The 19,302-nt window shown below is 63.0% G+C and carries 13 protein-coding genes; 2 read left to right on the forward strand and 11 right to left on the reverse strand.

All coding sequences use genetic code 11. The features are described 5' to 3' along the window. Positions 1-34 precede the first annotated feature (34 nt). The 9 genes from F3J44_RS03375 to F3J44_RS03415 form a co-directional block, all read right to left on the reverse strand. Entirely contained in the window at positions 35-808 is a 774-nt protein-coding gene (locus tag F3J44_RS03375; RefSeq protein ID WP_167067117.1) for a glycosyltransferase family 2 protein, read from the reverse strand. Between the two features lie 67 nt (positions 809-875). Continuing rightward, positions 876-1,832 carry a glycosyltransferase gene (locus F3J44_RS03380; RefSeq protein WP_167067120.1) on the reverse strand — a complete coding sequence of 319 codons (957 nt, stop codon included), beginning with the start codon at positions 1,830-1,832 and terminating at the stop codon, positions 876-878. A 37-nt stretch (positions 1,833-1,869) separates the two neighbouring features. Then, positions 1,870-3,273 (reverse strand): PIG-L family deacetylase, encoded by a 1,404-nt coding sequence (locus F3J44_RS30295; protein WP_167270638.1) that lies wholly within the window; start codon positions 3,271-3,273, stop codon positions 1,870-1,872. Next, positions 3,270-4,166 carry an antimicrobial resistance protein Mig-14 gene (locus tag F3J44_RS03390; protein ID WP_167270640.1) on the reverse strand — a complete coding sequence of 299 codons (897 nt, stop codon included), beginning with the start codon at positions 4,164-4,166 and terminating at the stop codon, positions 3,270-3,272. The genes F3J44_RS30295 and F3J44_RS03390 overlap by 4 nt, the downstream gene beginning before the upstream one ends. After that, the gene (locus tag F3J44_RS03395; protein WP_167270642.1) at positions 4,166-5,296 is read right to left on the reverse strand and encodes a glycosyltransferase; all 1,131 of its coding nucleotides are present in this window, start codon (positions 5,294-5,296) and stop codon (positions 4,166-4,168) included. Before F3J44_RS03395 ends, F3J44_RS03390 begins: the two co-directional genes overlap by 1 nt. Beyond that, positions 5,280-7,037, reverse strand: a complete 1,758-nt coding sequence (locus F3J44_RS03400) for a carbamoyltransferase (protein ID WP_167067132.1) — start codon at positions 7,035-7,037, stop codon at positions 5,280-5,282. The genes F3J44_RS03395 and F3J44_RS03400 overlap by 17 nt, the downstream gene beginning before the upstream one ends. A 235-nt stretch (positions 7,038-7,272) precedes the next feature. Beyond that, entirely contained in the window at positions 7,273-8,109 is an 837-nt protein-coding gene (locus F3J44_RS03405) for a 23S rRNA (adenine(2030)-N(6))-methyltransferase RlmJ (RefSeq protein WP_167270644.1), read from the reverse strand. A gap of 178 nt (positions 8,110-8,287) precedes the next feature. Next, on the reverse strand, positions 8,288-9,766 hold the full coding sequence (gene putP / locus F3J44_RS03410) for a sodium/proline symporter PutP (RefSeq protein ID WP_167067138.1): 1,479 nt from the start codon (positions 9,764-9,766) through the stop codon (positions 8,288-8,290). A 106-nt stretch (positions 9,767-9,872) separates the two neighbouring features. Continuing rightward, positions 9,873-10,055 carry a hypothetical protein gene (locus F3J44_RS03415; protein ID WP_167270646.1) on the reverse strand — a complete coding sequence of 61 codons (183 nt, stop codon included), beginning with the start codon at positions 10,053-10,055 and terminating at the stop codon, positions 9,873-9,875. A 68-nt stretch (positions 10,056-10,123) separates the two neighbouring features. On the opposite strand from F3J44_RS03415, the gene putA reads away from it, so the two are divergent. After that, positions 10,124-14,077 carry a trifunctional transcriptional regulator/proline dehydrogenase/L-glutamate gamma-semialdehyde dehydrogenase gene (putA, locus tag F3J44_RS03420; RefSeq protein WP_167270649.1) on the forward strand — a complete coding sequence of 1,318 codons (3,954 nt, stop codon included), beginning with the start codon at positions 10,124-10,126 and terminating at the stop codon, positions 14,075-14,077. A 488-nt stretch (positions 14,078-14,565) separates the two neighbouring features. On the opposite strand, the gene F3J44_RS03425 is transcribed toward putA, so the two are convergent. Both F3J44_RS03425 and F3J44_RS03430 read right to left on the reverse strand, forming a co-directional pair. Next, positions 14,566-15,126 (reverse strand): hypothetical protein, encoded by a 561-nt coding sequence (locus F3J44_RS03425; protein WP_167270651.1) that lies wholly within the window; start codon positions 15,124-15,126, stop codon positions 14,566-14,568. Between the two features lie 1,175 nt (positions 15,127-16,301). Then, positions 16,302-16,988 (reverse strand): hypothetical protein, encoded by a 687-nt coding sequence (locus tag F3J44_RS03430; protein WP_167270653.1) that lies wholly within the window; start codon positions 16,986-16,988, stop codon positions 16,302-16,304. 489 nt (positions 16,989-17,477) lie between these two features. On the opposite strand from F3J44_RS03430, the gene F3J44_RS03435 reads away from it, so the two are divergent. After that, on the forward strand, positions 17,478-19,280 hold the full coding sequence (locus F3J44_RS03435) for an acyl-CoA dehydrogenase (protein ID WP_167270655.1): 1,803 nt from the start codon (positions 17,478-17,480) through the stop codon (positions 19,278-19,280). The last annotated feature ends 22 nt before the right edge of the window (positions 19,281-19,302 follow it).

The raw sequence follows: 19,302 nt of genomic DNA on the forward strand, positions 1-19,302 counted from the left end.
GCCGCACTTCCCGAGCACGGCACACGTGCTCGAATCAGTGCACCAGAAAGGAAATACCCAGGCCGATAAAGGCCCCCATCACCAGCGTCGCGGCCAGCTTCACCCGGTCGCGGCTGCGCCGCTTGGCCTTGCGCCGCACTTCCTCGGGCAAGGTCACATGGTTGCCAAAGCCTGTGTGCAACACCGCGTCGCCTTCTAGGGTAACGGCGTTCAGGCCCAGCTCGGCATAGCGCCGGGACAGCGCCTTCTCTCCGGAATAACCGGCAAATGGCGCACAGCGCTGGTAATCGCTCAGCCGGCGAAGGCCAGGGTTCAGCGAAAAGGCCTGCCACTCGGGCTTGTCGGACAACAGCGGGTAACACGGCACGCCTGCAATCACCTGGCGCTCGCCAAGGTGGATGTACGGGCTGTGAATGGCCAGGTCATGGGCATGGCTGCGCAGCCACACCTGCAGCAGGTCCGGGCGCTGTTCGAGAATGGCCTGGGAGTCTTCGACGAAATGTTCGCGGTAGAACTGCCAGTCGTCCTCGCAGTGGAAAACGTACGCCGTCTTCACCTGGCTGTAGGCCAGGTCGATGGACGCCAACTGGCCAAGCTTTGGCCGGTTGACGAACACCCGGCAATGCGGCCTCCAATGCGCCGGCACTGCGTCGTGCACGGCATCGTCCCCCGAGTCTTCGGTGATGAAGACTTCGCGGATGGCGGCCGTGTTATAACGGTCGAAACTCTCAAGGGTAGCCTTGAGCAGGTCAAAGCGGCCGCAACTGGTCACGACCAGCGTGACATCACTCTCATGGGAAAAGCGCACCGCACCCCCTCCGTGTTACATCGCTCGACGTTTGTTCGCCAGCCCCAGGCGCCAAAAGTTCTTTTCGTTAGATGCCCAGCTTCAACCGCAGCCGCTGCCATGCAGACAAGGGCGGCTGCGGCCTGAGTGCCGGGCGCATGTGTTCGACGATGCTACGGCCTACCTCAGCGAAACTAAAGCGGGAAACTGCCAGCTGGCGCCCGTTTTCGCCAATTTTCCGCGCCAGTTCCGGGTCGGCGCGCAAGGTACGCAGCTTGGCCTGCAAGGTCGGAATGGTGTCATACAGCACCACGTTGTGCATGTCTTGCAAGCCCAGGGCGCGGTTTTCCGCCTCGCCCTGGTCGAAGGCCAGCAGCACGCAGCCGCAGGCCATGGCCTCGAAGTTCTTGATCATGTATTCGCCCATGCCCACGTCGGCACTGACGAAAAAGCGGATGCGGTTGAGCGTGTTGCAGTAGTCTTCACCCGAATTGGTACGGGTCACCACCAGGTTCTCCACCCGCCCCAGCTCGTCGAGCAGCGCCTTGCGCCCGCTATAGGCGACACTGTTGGTACTGCCGACGAAGGCCAGCTCGATGTCGCGCTCGCGGCCCTGGTCGGCAAGCAGCTGCTCATCGTAGCCCTTGGGCACGAACACGGCGTCGAAGCCTTCCTCGCGCAGGCGCTCGCTGACCCTGTAGCCCGAACTGATGACGCGCACCCAGGGCAGCTGGCGGTAATGCGCGCTGAACTTGCCGGTGTACTTGCAGGGGATGTAGTTCTGGTAGGCATCGTGTTCGAGGATGACCAGGTTGGGCACCGTGCGAATGAACGCCACCTGGCGGATCTCCTGCTTGAAGCGCAGGAAGAACACGATGCGGTCGTAGCGCTCCACCTGCACTTCGCGCTTGAAGTAGCGGCGCAGGTTGCGCTGGTCGTCGCTGCTCAGCCAGCGCAGGTCGCATTCACAGTTGGCCGCGACGCCGTCGTACAGGCGATCGAGGATCGCGCGCTGTTCCTTCTGTACCAGAAATAGGACTTTCATTGCTTTCCTTGGGCGCTTTGCGCCATCGCGGTCGGGGTTACAGCTCACGCCGCCAGAACAGCTCATGCCGGCGCACGGCCTTGCGGAAGAATTCATTCTCCCCGTAAGGCGAGGGGCGCCGGCCCGCCAGCCAACGCTGCAGCAAGCGGCGCAGGCGACGCTTGAACGGCGCCGACGGCTGCAGGTCGTGCATCATCCCCAGGGCCATGGCCTTGTCACGCTGTGTGGCCAGGCTCAGCACCAGGCTGCACGGGGCCCATGCCTGGTCGGCTTGCAGCTGCGGCGGCAAGGCCACGCCATCGCCACTGTCGCCCATGGGCCAGCGGTCGTTGTCGTGCAGGTGGTTGGCGTAGCACAGCAACGTTTGTGGCTGCCAGGCCAGGCCTTGCAGGGCCTCCAGTACAGCGGCCTGGGCGCAGATGTGATCGGGGTGCGGGTCGAGCTGCGGGTGCGGCATCACCAGCACTTCGGGCCTGGCCAGTTCCAGCAAGGCACGCAGGTCGGCCAGCAGGTTCTGCCAGGTGGGGGCGCCATCCTGGTCGCCCGGCAGCGGGAACGGGTTGAATTGGCGGAACGGGCGGATATCGGCCATGTCGGCTTCACGCGAGGCCGCTGGTTGGCCAGGCGCTGCCTGCATGGCAGGCAGCTGCAGGCAGAAATAGCCCAGTTGCACGCAGCGCGCTTCCGGCACCCCGGCCCAGCGCGGTACGGCGATGCTGTCCCAGGCGCGCAGGCGGCCTTTGAGGCGGGCGGCCTCGGCGTTGCCCAGGCCCATCTGCTGATAATGCTCGGCTTCGATTTCACCGGCGGTCAGGGTCACCACCCAGGTTTCCTCGGCCTGGCTGTACAGGCCATAGGCGGCAAGCTCGGCATCGTCAGCGTGCGGTGCAATGACCATGACACGGCGGCGCTGCAGCTCGACGCCTGGAGTTACCCACAGGCGCGGCTCGCCCTGCAGCCGGCAATGGCGCCCGCGCAGGCGCAGGCTGCCGGCCTGCAGCGGCGCGGCCAGGCCAGTGAGGTTCAGATAGCGCACGCCGGCAACACCGCGCTCGAAGGTTTGCCGGTCTGCAAGGCCTGCGCCTTGCAGCTCTACCCGAGGGTCGAGCAAACGGCCCAGCCAGTTGCTTTTCACCCGCACTTCGAGCACCAGGGTTTCATCACCCTGCAAGGGCGCGTCGGCCTTGAGCACACCTTCGCGCAGGGTCACCGGCGCTTCATGGGTGTGCTCGCCAAAACGGTAGGCGTAGTCCTCGCCCGGGGTGTAGAACAAGTGGTCGGCAAACCAGGCTTCATGCGCCGCCCACAGCACCGGCAGCAGTAACAGCGGCAGCCACCACCAGGCGAACAGGCCCAGGGCCAACAGCAGCACCAGGCTGGCCAGCACGCCCAGGCGCTTGTTGCGCCGGTGGCGCTTGAGCAACTGCTGCTTGCGACTCACGCCTGGAACACCGGCACGGGGTTGCACCAACGGTCCTTGTACTCGCGGTCGGCGCGGCCGAACGAGAAGCGCAGGGGTTTGCCACGCGCGCGGGCATCGTCCCAGGCGGCCTGGGTATTGAGGAAGCTCAGCACGCTGCCTGGGCTGAAGGCCTTGAGTTGCGGATCGACGCCACCGTTGATGTACTCGACGCTGATCCACTCCGGCGCTTCCACCCGGTAAACCAGCTGGATGGCGATCGGCTTGCCGTCGAGCAGCAGCACCGAGCCGATCAATAGCTCGCGCAAGCGCTCCAGCACCTCGCCCATGCGCTCGGCGCCAGTGGCCGGGAAGCCCCAGCGGCGCTGGAACAGGTCGCAGTACATGGTGGCAATTTCAGCAGCGCTGAAGTCGCTGATGGGGCGCACCTGGCCACCGGCCTCTTCCAGCAGGCGCAGTTCGCGGCGCTGGTTGTAGCGGAATTTCTTCGACAGGTCTTCATGGGCACGGGCCATGGCCAGCTGCTCTTTCTGTACCTTGAGGCCGCTGAAGCGCCCCTGGTTCAGTTCGGACAGGTAGCGCGCCGCGTGACGCAGCGGCGCGCCGGCATCGGCGGCCGCGGGCAGGATGATTTCGGCATTGCCCAGGTCGAACAGGGCTTTCTTGCCGGCCTGCTTGAGCACGTCCTTGGCCAGCGCCAGGTGGCGGCCCCAGGTCGGGATCGCTGCTTTAAGTTCACCGCCCTGGTACCAACCCAGGTAGCGCACGGGAATCTGCGCCAGGTCCGCCAGTTGCTCGACCACCAGCGGGTGCGTGGCCACACTGCCGCCAAAGCGTGCCCATGCCTGGGCGTATGCCGTGGCGTCGATGGTTTGCCAACCGCGCTCGCGCACGGCCCGAATACGATTGAACATCAGGCCTGCCCCACCAGTGCGCGCACCTGCGGCAGCTGCCAGAAGGCCTCGCGCACCGCCGAATCGGAAAAACGCTCGTGCAGGCGCTGCAGCATGTGCTCGGCGCACGCCTCACGTTGCTGCGCATCCAGCAGGGCCATGTGCTTGAGCCCCTGGGCCAATTGGCCGGCGTCGGCGAGCGGGAACAGCACGCCCACACCCTCCACCACTTCACGGGCACCGCCACAGGCCGTGGCCAGTACCGGCACGCCGGCGACCATGGCTTCGAGCAGCACCATGCCGAACGGCTCGTGGTCGGAGCTCAGGGCAAACACGTCGAACGCCTGGAAATAGCGGCGGGCATCCGGCACCTGGCCAAGGAAGTCCACCTGCCCGGCGATACCCAGCTCGGCGGCCAGCGCCTTGAGCTTGGCCTCAAGGCGGCCCTCGCCAAGGATCGCCAGGCGCGCGCCAGCCGGAAGGCCCGGCAGCGCCTGGGCAAACCCGCGCAGCAAGGTGGCCTGGTCCTTGTCCGGGTGCAGCCGGCCAACATTGCCGACCACCCACGCCTGCGCATCCAGGCCCAGCACTTCACGGGCCTCGGCACGCGGCGCCAGGGCCGCCTGCAGGGCGCCGATGTCGATACGGTTGTACAGGGTCTGGATGCGCTCGGCCGGCCACGTTGGCAGGCAACGGCGCATGTCGTCGCGCACCGCATCCGACACGCCGAGCAGGCTCAGGCGCTTGGCGAACAGGTTGGCGAACAGCCGCCGCCCTTTGCGCTGGTAGTCGCCAAAGGCATGGTGCACGCCGATCACTGGCAGGCCCGTGCCCAGCAACGCCACGTAGATGGGCTTGAAGCGGTGGGCGATGCAGAAGCTGAAGTGGCGCTGGGCAGCGATCCGCCGCAAGGCGCGGATCGCGCCGAGCTTCAGGCCGCGAACGGCCTTGGAGCTGAATTCGAGAAACAGCACCTCGTCCGACGCGCAGCCAGCCGCCACCTGCGGGTCGGCGGCGCCAGTGAGGAACACGGTGGTGACCTTGTAGCCGCTGCCCTGGAACAGGCTGGCGTATTGACGGGCGCAGTCGAGGAACGGCCCGTCATAGCCATGGCAGAACTGCAGGATGCGCGGTTCAGAGCGGCTGGTCATAGGCGGCGGCGCCGTCCTTAACGACCAGGATGTCTTCCATGATCAGGTACTGCAGGTCCGAGCCGAAGAACATGTTCAGGGCGTCGGTTGGCGAGCAGATCATCGGCTCACCACGGCGGTTCAGCGAGGTGTTCAGCGACACGCCGTTGCCGGTCAGGTCTTCCAGTGCCTTCATCATGTCGTAGTAGCGCGGGTTGTATTCGCGCTTGAGCACCTGGGCACGCGAGGTGCCGTCCTCGTGCACCACTTCCGGCACGCGGGTCTTCCACTCTTCAGCCACTTCGAAGGTGAAGGTCATGAACGGCGCCGGGTGATCGACCTTGATCATCTGCGGGGCAACGGTGTCGAGCATCGACGGGCAGAAGGGTCTCCAGCGCTCGCGGAACTTGATCTGCTCGTTGATGCGGTTGGCCACGCCCGGCACGCTCGGGCAGCCGATGATCGAACGGCCACCAAGGGCACGTGGGCCGAATTCCATGCGGCCCTGGAACCAGGCCACCGGGTTGCCTTCGACCATGATCTTGGCGATGCGCTGTGGCATGTCGTCGAGCTTGCGCCATTTCGGTGCGTTCGGGTGACGGGCACAGGCGGCAATCACGTCCTCGTTGGAGTACGACGGGCCGAGGTAGACGTGCTCCATCTTCTCCACCGGCACGCCACGGGCGTGGGACACGTAGGCGGCAGCACCCACCGCGGTACCGGCATCGCCGGACGCCGGCTGGACGAACAGCTCCTTCACGTCTGGGCGGGCGATGATCTTCTGGTTGAGCTTGACGTTCAGCGCGCAGCCGCCAGCGAAGGCCAGCTTGCCGGTTTCACGCAGGGTGTCGCCAAGGTAGTGGTCGATCATCTGCAGGGCGAGCTTTTCGAACAGCGCCTGCATGCTGGCGGCATAGTGAATGTACGGCTCGTCGGCGATATCGCCTTCGCGCTTGGGGCCCAGCCATTCGATCAGCTTGGGCGAGAAGTAGAAACCCTTGCCCTTCTCTTTATGGCGGCGCAGGCCGATGACGTTGGCGTACTCGGTGTTGATCACCAGTTCGCCATTTTCGAAACTGGCCAGGCGCGAGAAGTCGTATTTGCTGGCGTCGCCATACGGCGCCATGCCCATGACCTTGAACTCGCCGTCGAGCATTTCGAAGCCAAGGAACTCGGTGATCGCGCCGTACAGGCCGCCCAGGGAGTCCGGGTCGTAGAATTCCTTGAGCTTGTGGATCTTGCCGTTTTCGCCATAGCCGAAGAAGGTGGTGGCGTACTCACCCTTGCCGTCGATGCCGAGGATCGCGGTTTTTTCCTTGAAGCCCGAGCAGTGGTAGGCACTGGAGGCGTGGGCCAGGTGGTGCTCGACCGGCTCGATCTTGACCTTTTTCGGGTCGAAGCCCAGTTGCTCCAGGCACCAGACGATCTTCTTGCGGTAGCGCTTGTAGCGGCGGTTGCCCATCAGGATCGCGTCGAGGGCGCGGTCCGGGGCGTACCAGTAGCGTTTGGCATAGTGCCAGCGGGCCTTGCCGAACAGGCTGATCGGGGCGAACGGAATGGCCACCACGTCGACATCAGATGGCTTGATGCCAGCTTGCTCCAGGCAGAACTTCGCCGACTCGTAGGGCATGCGGTTCTTCGCATGCTTGTCACGCACGAAGCGCTCTTCTTCGGCGGCGGCAATCAGTTTGCCGTCGATGTACAGGGCCGCGGAAGGGTCATGGCTAAGGGCGCCGGACAGGCCAAGAATCGTCAATGCCAAGGGATTAGCCTCTTCATTCGGTAGAGATGCGCCAGCGGCCTCGTGGGCGGGTGGCGGCTAAAGGGCGGGATTATAACGCAAACGGCAGCCACTGCATCGGCCTGGTAGGAGCGAGCGCAGCTCGCGAGGGCGCGCGCAGCGACCCCGGGTGCTCAGCTTCGTAGCAGGCAGTGCCGGGGCTGCCTTGCAGCCCATCGCGAGCTGCGCTCGCTCCTACAGGGGACCGCGATGCCAGTTACTCGGCGATCAGCCAGTCCATGCGGAAGCTGCCGGCGGTTTGTGCCAGTTCCTTGGCCAGCCAGGGCAACAACTCGCGCAGTTCTTCTTCCAGGCCCCATGGCGGGTTGGCGATGGCCAGGCCCGAGCCGTTGAGGCCCTGGGGGCTGTCCTGGTGGTGCACGTACAGCTCCACGCGCAGCAGTTTCGGCGCGCCGGTGCTGGTCAGGTCCTGGTAGAAGCGGGTCAGCGAGCGCTGGTCCTTGATCGGGTACCAGATGGCCGCGACGGTCTGGCGCATGCGGCCAATCGCCTCCTTCATGGAGGTGGTGCAGCGCTTGAGCTCGTCGGCCTTCTCGAAGGGGGGGTCGATCAACATGATCGCGCGCTTTTCCTGCACCGGCAGCAAGGCACGTGGCACATGCCAGCCTTCACCCAGGTGCACGACCACGCGCGGGTCCTTCTTCATGTTTTCCTTGAGCAGCGGGCCGTCTTCCGGGTGCTTCTCGTTGAGCAGCGCACGGTCCTGCTCGCGCATCAAGCGCCGGGCCAGCTCGGGGGAGCCTGGGTAGTAGCGCAGCTCGCCGTCGGCGTTCAGGCGCTTGATGATGCGCAGGTAGTCGGCGGCCATGGCCGGCAGGTCATCGCGGTTCCACAGGCGCGCAACGCCCTCCAGGTACTCGCCGGTGCGGCTTGCCTGGTCGCCCTGCAGGTCATAAAGGCCAAGGCCTGCGTGGGTGTCGATGTAGGCGAACGGCTGCTCCTTGCGCGACATCAAGGCGATGAGGCGGGTCAGCACGATGTGTTTGAGGACGTCGGCGTGGTTGCCGGCGTGGAAGGCGTGACGATAGTTCATGGCAACTCCTGCGAAGGCGGCAAGTTTACCTTGCCTTGCAGGCGGCGTCAGGCCTGGCTGTCGATCGGCGGCACCTTCTTCGCGGGCCAAGCCCGCGCCTACAAGGGCGTCGAAACCCATGCAATCCCTGTAGGAGCGGGCTTGCCCCGCGAAGAAGCCACCACCGATTCAACAGTTGTTACTTGTCAGCGTGATACGCCGCATCAGCCGTTTCAAACCGCTGCACCATCGCCTGCGACGGGCTGCCCAGCTTGCTCACCAGAACGATGGCGATGCTCGCCAGCAGGAAGCCCGGGATAATTTCATACAGGCCCCAGGTATCGATCTGCTTCCACAGGATCACGGTCAGCGCACCGACCACGATACCTGCCAAGGCGCCGTTACGGGTCATGCCCTTCCACAGCACCGAAATCAGCACCACCGGGCCAAAGGCCGCACCGAAACCGGCCCAGGCGTAGGCCACCAGGCCCAGCACGCGGTTTTCCGGGTTGGCCGCCATGGCAATGGCGATCAGGGCCACGGCCAGCACCATCAGGCGGCCGACCCACACCAGCTCGACCTGCGAAGCGTTCTTGCGCAGGAAGGCCTTGTAGAAGTCTTCGGTCAAGGCACTGGAGCACACCAGCAGCTGGCAGCTCAGGGTACTCATCACCGCCGCCAGGATGGCCGACAGCAGTACACCGGCGATCCACGGGTTGAACAGGATCTTCGCCAGTTCGATGAACACCCGCTCGTGGTTCTCGGTGACCGGGCCTGCCTGCTCAGGGTGTGCCGAGAAATAGGCGATACCGAAGAAGCCCACCGCGCAAGTGCCGGCCAGGCACAGGATCATCCAGGTCATGGAGATGCGACGGGCGTTGGCGATCGATTTCACCGAGTCGGCGGCCATGAAGCGTGCCAGGATATGCGGCTGGCCGAAATAGCCCAGGCCCCAGCCCATCAGGGAAATGATGCCAACGAAGGTCGCGCCCTTGAGCATGTCGAAGTTGGCAGGGTTCTGCGCTTCGATGGCCAGGAAGGTGGTGTCGAAGCCGCCGGTGGAGATCAGCACGATCACCGGCGTCAGGATCAGCGCGAAGATCATCAGCGAGGCTTGCACGGTATCGGTCCAGCTCACCGCCAGGAAGCCGCCGACGAAGGTGTAGGCGATGGTGGCCGCAGCGCCGGCCCACAGGGCCGTTTCATACGGCATGTCGAAGGTGCTTTCGAACAGGCGGGCACCGGCGACGATGCCGGAGGCGCAGTAGATGGTGAAGAACACCAGGATGACGATGGCCGAAATGATCCGCAGCAGGCCGCTGTTGTCTTCGAAGCGGCTGGAGAAGTAGTCCGGCAGGGTCAGCGCATCGCCGTTGTGCTCGGTTTGCACGCGCAGGCGGCCGGCGACGAACAGCCAGTTGAGATACGCGCCCACGGTCAGGCCGATGGCGATCCAGGCCTCGGAAAGGCCCGAGAAGTAGATGGCGCCCGGCAGGCCCATCAGCAGCCAGCCGCTCATGTCGGAAGCGCCGGCAGACAGCGCGGTCACCACGCTACCCAGGCTACGACCGCCGAGGATGTAATCGGAAAGGTTCTTGGTGGAGCGATAGGCGGCGAAGCCGATCAGCACCATTGCCGCGATGTAGATCACGAAGGTGATCGTGAGTGGATTGCCCATGCGTGTGCCCTGGCGTTTGTTTTTATTTCATGCGCAACCGGCGAGAGGACGGTTGCACCCAGGCGGCGAATCCTATGCAACAACGCAAAGTGGGTGCAACCATTTTTCATTTGCAAGTTGCACCTGGCCGTGCATTTCCCATTAAACCGGCTTTTTTGCTCCTTTTTGGAGCATAACCGCCGTTTTTCAGAATAAAACGCACCACAAATGCCCCTTTTCGCCGCACCAGCCCGTGCGCCAGACGAGTTGCACCTTTTTCATGAAAAAAACGGGTTGCACCTGGTTGCACCTGAAAAATCCTACAGCTAATCTTGGCCCCAGCTAAAGCCACGACCGTGGCAATAATGAGGATAAGAAATGGCGACGACCACCCTTGGGGTCAAACTTGACGACCCTACCCGTGAGCGACTCAAGGCCGCTGCGCAGTCCATCGACCGCACGCCGCACTGGTTGATCAAGCAAGCGATCTTCAATTACCTGGAGAAGCTCGAGGGTGGCGCTACCCTGACCGAACTCAATGGCCACGCCAGTGGCCTTGCCGATGACGCCGGTGAGGTCCAGGCCGACCACAGCCACCAATGCTTCCTCGAATTCGCCGAAAGCATCCTGCCGCAATCGGTGCTGCGCTCGGCCATTACGGCGGCCTACCGCCGCCCCGAGCCGGAAGTGGTGCCGATGCTGCTGGAACAGGCGCGCCTGAGCGCGCCGCTGGCCGAGGCCACCAACAAACTGGCCGCCGGTATCGCCGAAAAACTGCGCAACCAGAAAAGCGCCGGTGGCCGTGCTGGCATCGTTCAGGGCCTGCTGCAGGAATTCTCCCTGTCGTCCCAGGAAGGCGTGGCCTTGATGTGCCTGGCCGAGGCCCTGCTGCGCATTCCCGACAAAGGCACCCGCGACGCCTTGATTCGCGACAAGATCAGCAACGGCAACTGGCAGCCTCACCTGGGCAACAGCCCGTCGCTGTTCGTCAACGCCGCCACCTGGGGCCTGCTGCTGACCGGCAAGCTGGTGTCCACCCACAACGAAGCCGGCCTCACCTCCTCGCTCACCCGCATCATCGGCAAGAGCGGCGAACCGATGATCCGCAAGGGCGTCGACATGGCCATGCGCCTGATGGGCGAGCAGTTCGTCACCGGCGAAACCATCGCCGAAGCCCTGGCCAACGCCAGCCGCTTCGAAGCCAAGGGCTTCCGCTATTCCTACGACATGCTCGGCGAAGCGGCCTTGACCGAGCACGACGCACAGAAGTACCTGGCGTCCTACGAGCAGGCCATCCACTCGATCGGCAAGGCCTCCCACGGCCGTGGCATCTATGAAGGGCCAGGCATCTCGATCAAGCTGTCGGCGCTGCACCCGCGCTACAGCCGCGCCCAGTACGAGCGCGTGATGGAAGAGCTGTACCCGCGCCTGCTGTCGCTGACCCAGTTGGCCAAGCAATATGACATCGGCCTGAACATCGACGCCGAGGAAGCCGACCGCCTGGAGCTGTCCCTCGACCTGCTTGAGCGCCTGTGCTTCGAACCGACGTTGGCCGGCTGGAACGGCATCGGCTTCGTTATCCAGGCCTACCAGAAACGCTGCCCGTACGTGATCGACTACGTCATCGACCTGGCCAAGCGCAGCCGCCATCGCCTGATGATCCGCCTGGTGAAAGGCGCCTACTGGGACAGCGAGATCAAGCGCGCCCAGGTCGAGGGCCTGGAAGGCTACCCGGTGTATACCCGCAAGGTGTATACCGACGTGTCCTACGTGGCTTGCGCACGCAAGCTGCTGGCGGTGCCGGAGTCTATCTACCCGCAGTTCGCCACCCACAACGCCCACACCCTGTCGGCCATCTACCATATCGCGGGCCAGAACTATTACCCGGGCCAGTACGAATTCCAGTGCCTGCACGGCATGGGCGAACCCCTGTACGAACAGGTCGTGGGCAAGGTTGCCGATGGCAAGCTGAACCGCCCGTGCCGGGTATACGCCCCGGTCGGCACCCACGAAACCCTGTTGGCCTACCTGGTGCGCCGGCTGCTGGAAAACGGCGCCAACACCTCGTTCGTCAACCGCATTGCCGACCACTCCATCTCCATTCAGGAACTGGTGGCCGACCCGGTCGCCAGCATCGAGCGCATGGGTGCCCAGGAAGGCAGCATTGGCCTGCCCCACCCGCGCATCGCCCTGCCGCGTGAACTGTATGGCAGCGAGCGGGCCAACTCGGCCGGCATCGACATGGCCAACGAACACCGCCTGGCGTCGCTGTCCTGCGCCATGCTGGCGACGGCCAACCATGCCTGGCAAGCCGCCCCGCTGCTGGCCTGCGCCGCCAGCGAAGCTGCCGCAGCGCCGGTGCTGAACCCGGCCGACCACCGCGACGTGGTGGGCCACGTGCAAGAAGCCACCGTTGCCGACGTCGACAACGCCATCCAGTGCGCGCTGAACGCAGCGCCCATCTGGCAGGCCACGCCGCCGGCCGAGCGTGCGGCGATCCTTGAGCGCACCGCCGACCTGATGGAGGCCGAGATCCAGCCGCTGATGGGCCTGCTGATCCGCGAGGCCGGCAAGACCTTCGCCAACGCCATCGCCGAAGTGCGCGAGGCCGTGGACTTCCTGCGCTACTACGCGGTGCAGGCACGCAACGACTTCAGCAACGACGCCCATCGCCCGCTGGGCCCGGTGGTGTGCATCAGCCCGTGGAACTTCCCACTGGCGATCTTCACCGGCCAGGTGGCCGCGGCCCTCGCCGCCGGCAACCCGGTGCTGGCCAAGCCGGCCGAGCAAACCCCGCTGATTGCAGCCCAGGCCGTGCGCCTGCTGCTGGAAGCCGGCATCCCTGAGGGCGTGCTGCAGCTGCTGCCAGGGCGCGGCGAAACCGTCGGTGCCGGGCTGGTCGGTGATGAGCGGGTCAAGGGCGTGATGTTCACCGGCTCCACCGAAGTCGCCCGCCTGCTGCAGCGCAATGTGGCTGGGCGCCTGGACAACCAGGGCCGGCCGATTCCGCTGATTGCCGAAACCGGTGGCCAGAACGCGATGATCGTCGACTCCTCGGCATTGACCGAGCAGGTGGTGATCGATGTGGTGTCCTCGGCGTTCGACAGTGCCGGCCAGCGCTGCTCGGCCCTGCGCGTGCTGTGCCTGCAGGAAGATTCGGCCGACCGCGTGATCGAAATGCTCAAGGGCGCCATGGCCGAAAGCCGCCTGGGCTGCCCAGACCGCCTGGCCGTGGACATCGGCCCGGTGATCGACGCCGAAGCCAAGGCCGGCATCGAGAAGCATATCCAGGGCATGCGCGAGAAAGGCCGCCCGGTCTATCAAGTGGCCATCGCCGATGCCGCCGAGGTCAAGCGTGGCATCTTCGTGATGCCGACCTTGATCGAGCTGGAAAGCTTCGATGAACTCAAGCGCGAGATCTTCGGCCCGGTACTGCACGTGGTGCGCTACAACCGCCGCAACCTGGACCAGCTGATCGCCCAGATCAACGCTTCCGGCTACGGCCTGACCCTGGGCGTGCACACCCGCATCGATGAAACCATCGCCAAGGTGGTGGAAACCGCCAATGCCGGCAACATGTACGTCAACCGCAACATCGTAGGCGCCGTGGTGGGTGTGCAGCCGTTCGGCGGTGAAGGCCTCTCCGGCACCGGCCCGAAAGCCGGTGGCCCGCTGTACCTGTACCGCCTGCTGTCAACCCGCCCGGCCGATGCGATTGGCCGGCACTTCCACCAGCGGGATGGCGCAACCCAACCAGACCGTGCCCTGCACGAGCAGTTGGTGAAGCCGCTGCACGCCCTCAAGGCCTGGGCCGAAAGCAACCAGCACGCCGACCTGGCTGCCCTGTGCAACCAGTTCGCCGGCCAGTCGCAAAGCGGCATCGCCCGCCTGCTGCCCGGCCCGACCGGCGAGCGCAACACCTACACCATCCTGCCGCGCGAGCACGTGCTGTGCCTGGCCGACAACGAGGCCGACCTGCTGGCGCAGTTCGCTGCCGTACTGGCGGTGGGTAGTTCGGCGGTGTGGGCCGACAGCGAACCCGGCAAGGCCCTGCGTGGCCGCCTGCCGAAGGAGCTGCAGGCCAAGGTCAAGCTGGTGGCAGACTGGAACAAGGATGAGGTGGCGTTCGACGCGGTGATCCACCATGGCGACTCGGACCAGTTGCGCGGCGTGTGCCAGCAGGTGGCCAAGCGCGCCGGGGCGATTGTTGGCGTGCACGGGCTGTCCAGCGGCGACCACCAGATTGCGCTGGAGCGGCTGGTGATCGAGCGGGCGGTGAGCGTGAACACTGCGGCGGCGGGCGGTAATGCCAGCTTGATGACCATTGGCTGATGGCATGCCTTGAGAGGTTCAGCGCCTGAACGATCGAGCGCCGCCCGCGCGGCGCTTCGCGAGCTGCGCTCGCTCCTACGTTTATTTCGGGCCAGTGAGTAATGGGGGATTGGCGCGCGAACGCTTTGGCGCATAGCGCGATATAGCGTCGTACAAACAAGACGGTCGCGCGCATCTGCCACAGGCGTTACTGGCCGGAAACAAACGTAGGAGCGAGCGCAGCTCGCGAAGCGCCGCGCGGGCGGCGCTCGATCTCACAGGCGCTAAAATCCCCAAGGCAGCCCCCAAGAACGCCCCCTGTCTGACCGCACAAGGACCGCGACCATGCCCGAGACTCTGCTCAGCCCCCCCGCAACCTCGCCTTCGAACTCTACGAAGCAGGCACCGCAGTGCATGGCACCGGCTGAGCCGGTGTTCGCGGGCAAGCCCGCTCCTACACGGGATGGCGGCGCGCTTGCGGGCAACGAGCCCGCACCATCAAGCTGCGCCTAATCGATACCCATCAGCAATCCCGCAAGCACTGCCAAAATCAGGCTGGGCCATATCAACAGGCCTAATGCCATCCACAGCCAATTAAAAACAGTAATCGCCGAATTTGCCTCCCCGCTAACATCCCCCTCAGAATAATTTATTGCGCGCTGCATGATCACCACGCACCAGACATTCAATACATCCAACAAAAAAAGCCCAATAATCGCAGCGTTAACGCTGGGTCCGTACAGACCGTGTTCTACATAAAAAGTAAGTACGCAGCTGACAATAAAAACCAGAGTTATCGCGAGCGGCGACCACTGATACCTGCGCCCTGAACTACCAATCTTCTTATCCACACGCCTTAGCAACGAATAAACAAAAAAAACGGCGAACAATGCACGAATCAGTGGTAGCACCCGCTCCCCTGTGTACCTTCGGTGCAGTACCCAGCTACGATGAAAGCAAAAAAGCCAATACCAACCAAATGTAAAAAAGCTGACGATCGCTACTTTCTTTAAAGACACCACAAAAAACTGCGGCTGTTGAGTAGCCGGGGCCTTCTCTTGTTCAGACATTATTAGCAACCCTTGTGTTGTTTAGGGTTGCCATTGAACATCGGTGCCTATTTAGGCGTATGCCATACGCTTCCGAGGGCAAAGTAAGAAAATTCCGATAGCCTTGCCCGCGTGAATCATGCACCGCCTAACGCCTAAGGAGTCGCGCAGAGCGACGGTAATGCCACCATTGCGCGTAGGGTTCTTCCCTGTGATTGCCCGAAGAGATTCTGCGCCTGTGAGATCGAGCGCCGCCCGCGCGGCGCTTCGCGAGCTACGCTCGCTCCTACGTTTGTTTCGGGCCAGTGGGTCCTGGGAGATTTGCGCGCGAACGCTTTGGCGCATGGCGCAATATCGCGTCGTACCAACAAGGCGGTCGCGCGCGTCTGCCACAGGCGTTACTGGCCGGAAACAAACGTAGGAGCGAGCGCAGCTCGCGATGCGCCGCGCGGGCGGCGCTCGATCTTTCAGGCGCTAAAACACCCAAGGCAGACGAAAAAACGCCTCCCCCTTTCTAAACCCATATCACCCAAACCTATTAACCTCCCCACCCCCCACCCAACCCCCTAGACTCGCTGCATCCCGCCCAAGGACCGCGACCATGCCTGTGGCTCTGCTCAGCCCCCGCAACCTCGCCTTCGAACTCTACGAAGCAGGCACCGCGGTGCATGGCACCGGCTAAGCCGGTGTTCGCGGGGCAAGCCCGCTCCTACAGGGCGCGGGCAGTGCTCGATCAAACAGACACCTACATCTCCTACCTTGTTGTTTTCAGCTGCGGTGCCTCCAGAGCCACCAGAGACTCCAAGCTTTAGCCCCTTCAGAAGCAGCTACAAGGCTCAACCAAATCCACGTGTTGGTATCAGGCAAGAGCAAAATCAACATAAAAGATGGGATCACAAAAAAGACACGAAAAGGAATCTGAATGAACGCCAAGTAGATCCCCGAAACCCTACCCAAACAAAGCATGAGGCTACTGGCCACAAGAGAGGCCTGGGTAACGAGGCCCATCCACACCATAAATTCAAGACCTCCCCCCCACTGTTCCATGTTTGCGAGGGCAGATTCGAAGTCACTTAAAAAGGGTGTAACGCCTCTTCCGAGAGCACTGAACACCACAAAGCAAATATAGAAAGCGTCCATTACCCCCCAGAAAAAACCGACCAAACGCTTTGATGTGATTAAACTTGATCTCCCTGTCATTTGTCTTTGAACTCATATTCTTCGTTTGCTATGACCGGACGCGAATGCCACGAGGTGCCCGATACATCCCAATCATCATCAGCTTCGACATAGATTTGTGTAACCTCACGCTCCAGACCATACCGATGAATTGCCGAGGACGACGCAAAATCAAGTTCTTCACTGCCAAGCGGCACCCATTTCTGAGTTACCGTTCTCGTCGTATTCGCAAAATCCTTTCCTGAGGACAGGAACACCCGTCCCTCATCACCTCTAGATGTCAGAAAATTTGCAAAAAAAGCAGCACTCGATGCAACTTTATTAACACGCACGTCATCTATTTTCCACTTGCCAGGCCCAAGCACCGTTGAGAGCGTGTTTATCAAATACTCACCGTCACCTCTACTGTTGCAAATTTTCGCATACCACCACTTATCGAGATCAATCGGTTTGAATGGCTGATCTTTAATCAGCATCCATTCACCCGATGCAACTGGCCTGAGCGCCCTTTCTATCTGATCGCCAGTCAGGCTAACCGAGCTATACAGACCACACTCCCTCAAGAGGTCGGTGACGCCACATAACTCTTGCACATAGCGTCTACTTTTCAAATTATCCCTGACTATCGAAACTGAAAAAAATGGATCTTCAACCTTACACAATTCTTCCTTTCTGATATTTTTCCAGCGAGCCAACTTTTCCATTGTTATTCCTTCCTCACGAAAGGATCACATCTACATCATCAAAATAAATTTCGCACTTCCAGATAATCTGAAAACGCTGTAGGAGTTTTCTGTTTTCATGCATGTCTTGAGAGGTTCAGCGCCTGAAAGATCGAGCGCCGCCCGCGCGGCGCTTCGCGAGCTGCGCTCGCTCCTACGTTTGTTTCGGGCCAGTGAGTCCTGGGGGATTTGCGCGCGAACGCTTTGGCGCATGGCGCGATATCGCGTCGTACCAACAAGGCGGTCGCGCGCGTCTGCCACAGGCGTTACTGGCCGGAAACAAACGTAGGAGCGAGCGCAGCTCGCGATGCGCCGCGCGGGCGGCGCTCGATCTCACAGGCGCTAAAATCCCCAAGGCAGGCCCCAAAAACGCCTCCCCCCTTTCTAAACCCATATCACCCAAACCTATTAACCTCCCCGCCCCCCACCCAACCCCCTAGACTCGCTGCATCCCGCCCAAGGACCGCGACCATGCCCGAGACTCTGCTCAGCCCCCGCAACCTCGCCTTCGAACTCTACGAAGTCCTCGACGCCCAAGCGCTCACCCAGCGCCCACGCTTCGCCGAGCACAGCCGCGAAACCTTCGACGCCGCCCTGGCCACCGCACGCACCATCGCCGAAAAATTCTTCGCCCCGCACAACCGCAAGGCCGACGAAAACGAACCGCGGTATATGGATGGCCGTGCCGAACTGATTGCCGAAGTGAAACCCGCTGTCGATGCCTTCCTCGAAGCCGGCTTCCTCAATGCCAACCGCGACTTCGAAGTGGGCGGCATGCAACTGCCCAGCCTCGTCTCGCAGGCCTGCTTCGCCCATTTCCAGGCAGCCAATGCCGGCACCACGGCCTACCCGTTCCTGACCATGGGCGCGGCCAACCTGATCGAAAGCTTTGGCAGCCCGGAACAGAAACGCCTGTACCTGCAACCGATGATCGAAGGCCGCTACTTCGGCACCATGGCCCTGACCGAACCCCATGCAGGCTCGTCGCTGGCCGACATCCGCACCCGCGCCGAACCGGCAGGCGATGGCAGCTACCGGCTCAAGGGCAACAAGATCTTCATCTCCGGCGGCGACCACGAACTGTCGGAGAACATCGTGCACATGGTGCTGGCCAAGCTGCCGGACGCACCCGCTGGGGTGAAAGGCATCTCGCTGTTCATCGTGCCCAAGTACCTGGTCAACGCAGACGGCAGCCGCGGCCCACGCAACGACGTGCTGCTGGCCGGGCTGTTCCACAAGATGGGCTGGCGCGGCACTACCTCCACCGCACTGAACTTCGGTGACAACGGCCAATGCGTCGGCTACCTGGTCGGCCAGCCACACCAGGGCCTGGCCTGCATGTTCCAGATGATGAACGAGGCGCGCATCGGTGTGGGCATGGGCGCGGTGATGCTGGGTTACGCCGGCTACCTCTACTCACTGGAATACGCCCGCCAGCGGCCCCAAGGCCGCCTGCCAGACAACAAAGACCCACACAGCCCGGCCGTGCCGATCATCGAGCACAGCGATGTGAAACGCATGCTGCTGGCACAGAAGGCCTATGTCGAAGGCGCCTTCGACCTGGGCCTGTATGCCGCGCGGCTGTTCGACGATACCCACACCGCCGGTGCAGAAACCGAGCGCAAGCAGGCCCAGGAACTGCTCGACCTGCTGACGCCCATCGTCAAGTCCTGGCCTTCGGCCTTCTGCCTCAAGGCCAACGAACTGGCGATCCAGGTCCTTGGCGGCCACGGCTACACCCGCGAATACCCGGTGGAGCAGTATTACCGCGACAACCGCCTGAACCCGATCCACGAAGGCACCGAGGGCATCCAGTCGCTCGACCTGCTGGGCCGCAAGCTTGCCCAGAACAACGGTGCCGGCCTCAAGCAACTGATCCGCCTGATCGCCACCACCGCCGAGCGTGCCAGCCCTCACCCCGCCCTCGACCCACTGCGCCAGCCGCTGGAACAACTGGTCAACCGCCTGCAAAGCGTGACCTTGGCGCTGCTCGGTGACCTGGCCCAGGGCAAGGTCGCCGGCGCCCTGGCCAATTCGGCCCTGTACCTCAAGGCGTTCGGCCACTGCGTGATCGGCTGGCGCTGGCTGGAGCAGGCGGTTCACGCTGAGCTCGGCCTGTTGAAGGGCAACCCCGCCGACCGCGACTTCTACTTGGGCAAGCTGCAAGCCGCTCGTTATTTCCTGACCTGGGAAGTACCGGGCTGCCATAATGACCTGGCATTGCTAGAGGCACGCGACGACACCTGCCTCACCATGCAAGACGGGTGGTTCTAGGGGGAGCCACCGTGAAAACGGA

This window comes from Pantoea sp. Tr-811 (genome assembly GCF_011752535.1).
GTDB lineage: Bacteria > Pseudomonadota > Gammaproteobacteria > Pseudomonadales > Pseudomonadaceae > Aquipseudomonas.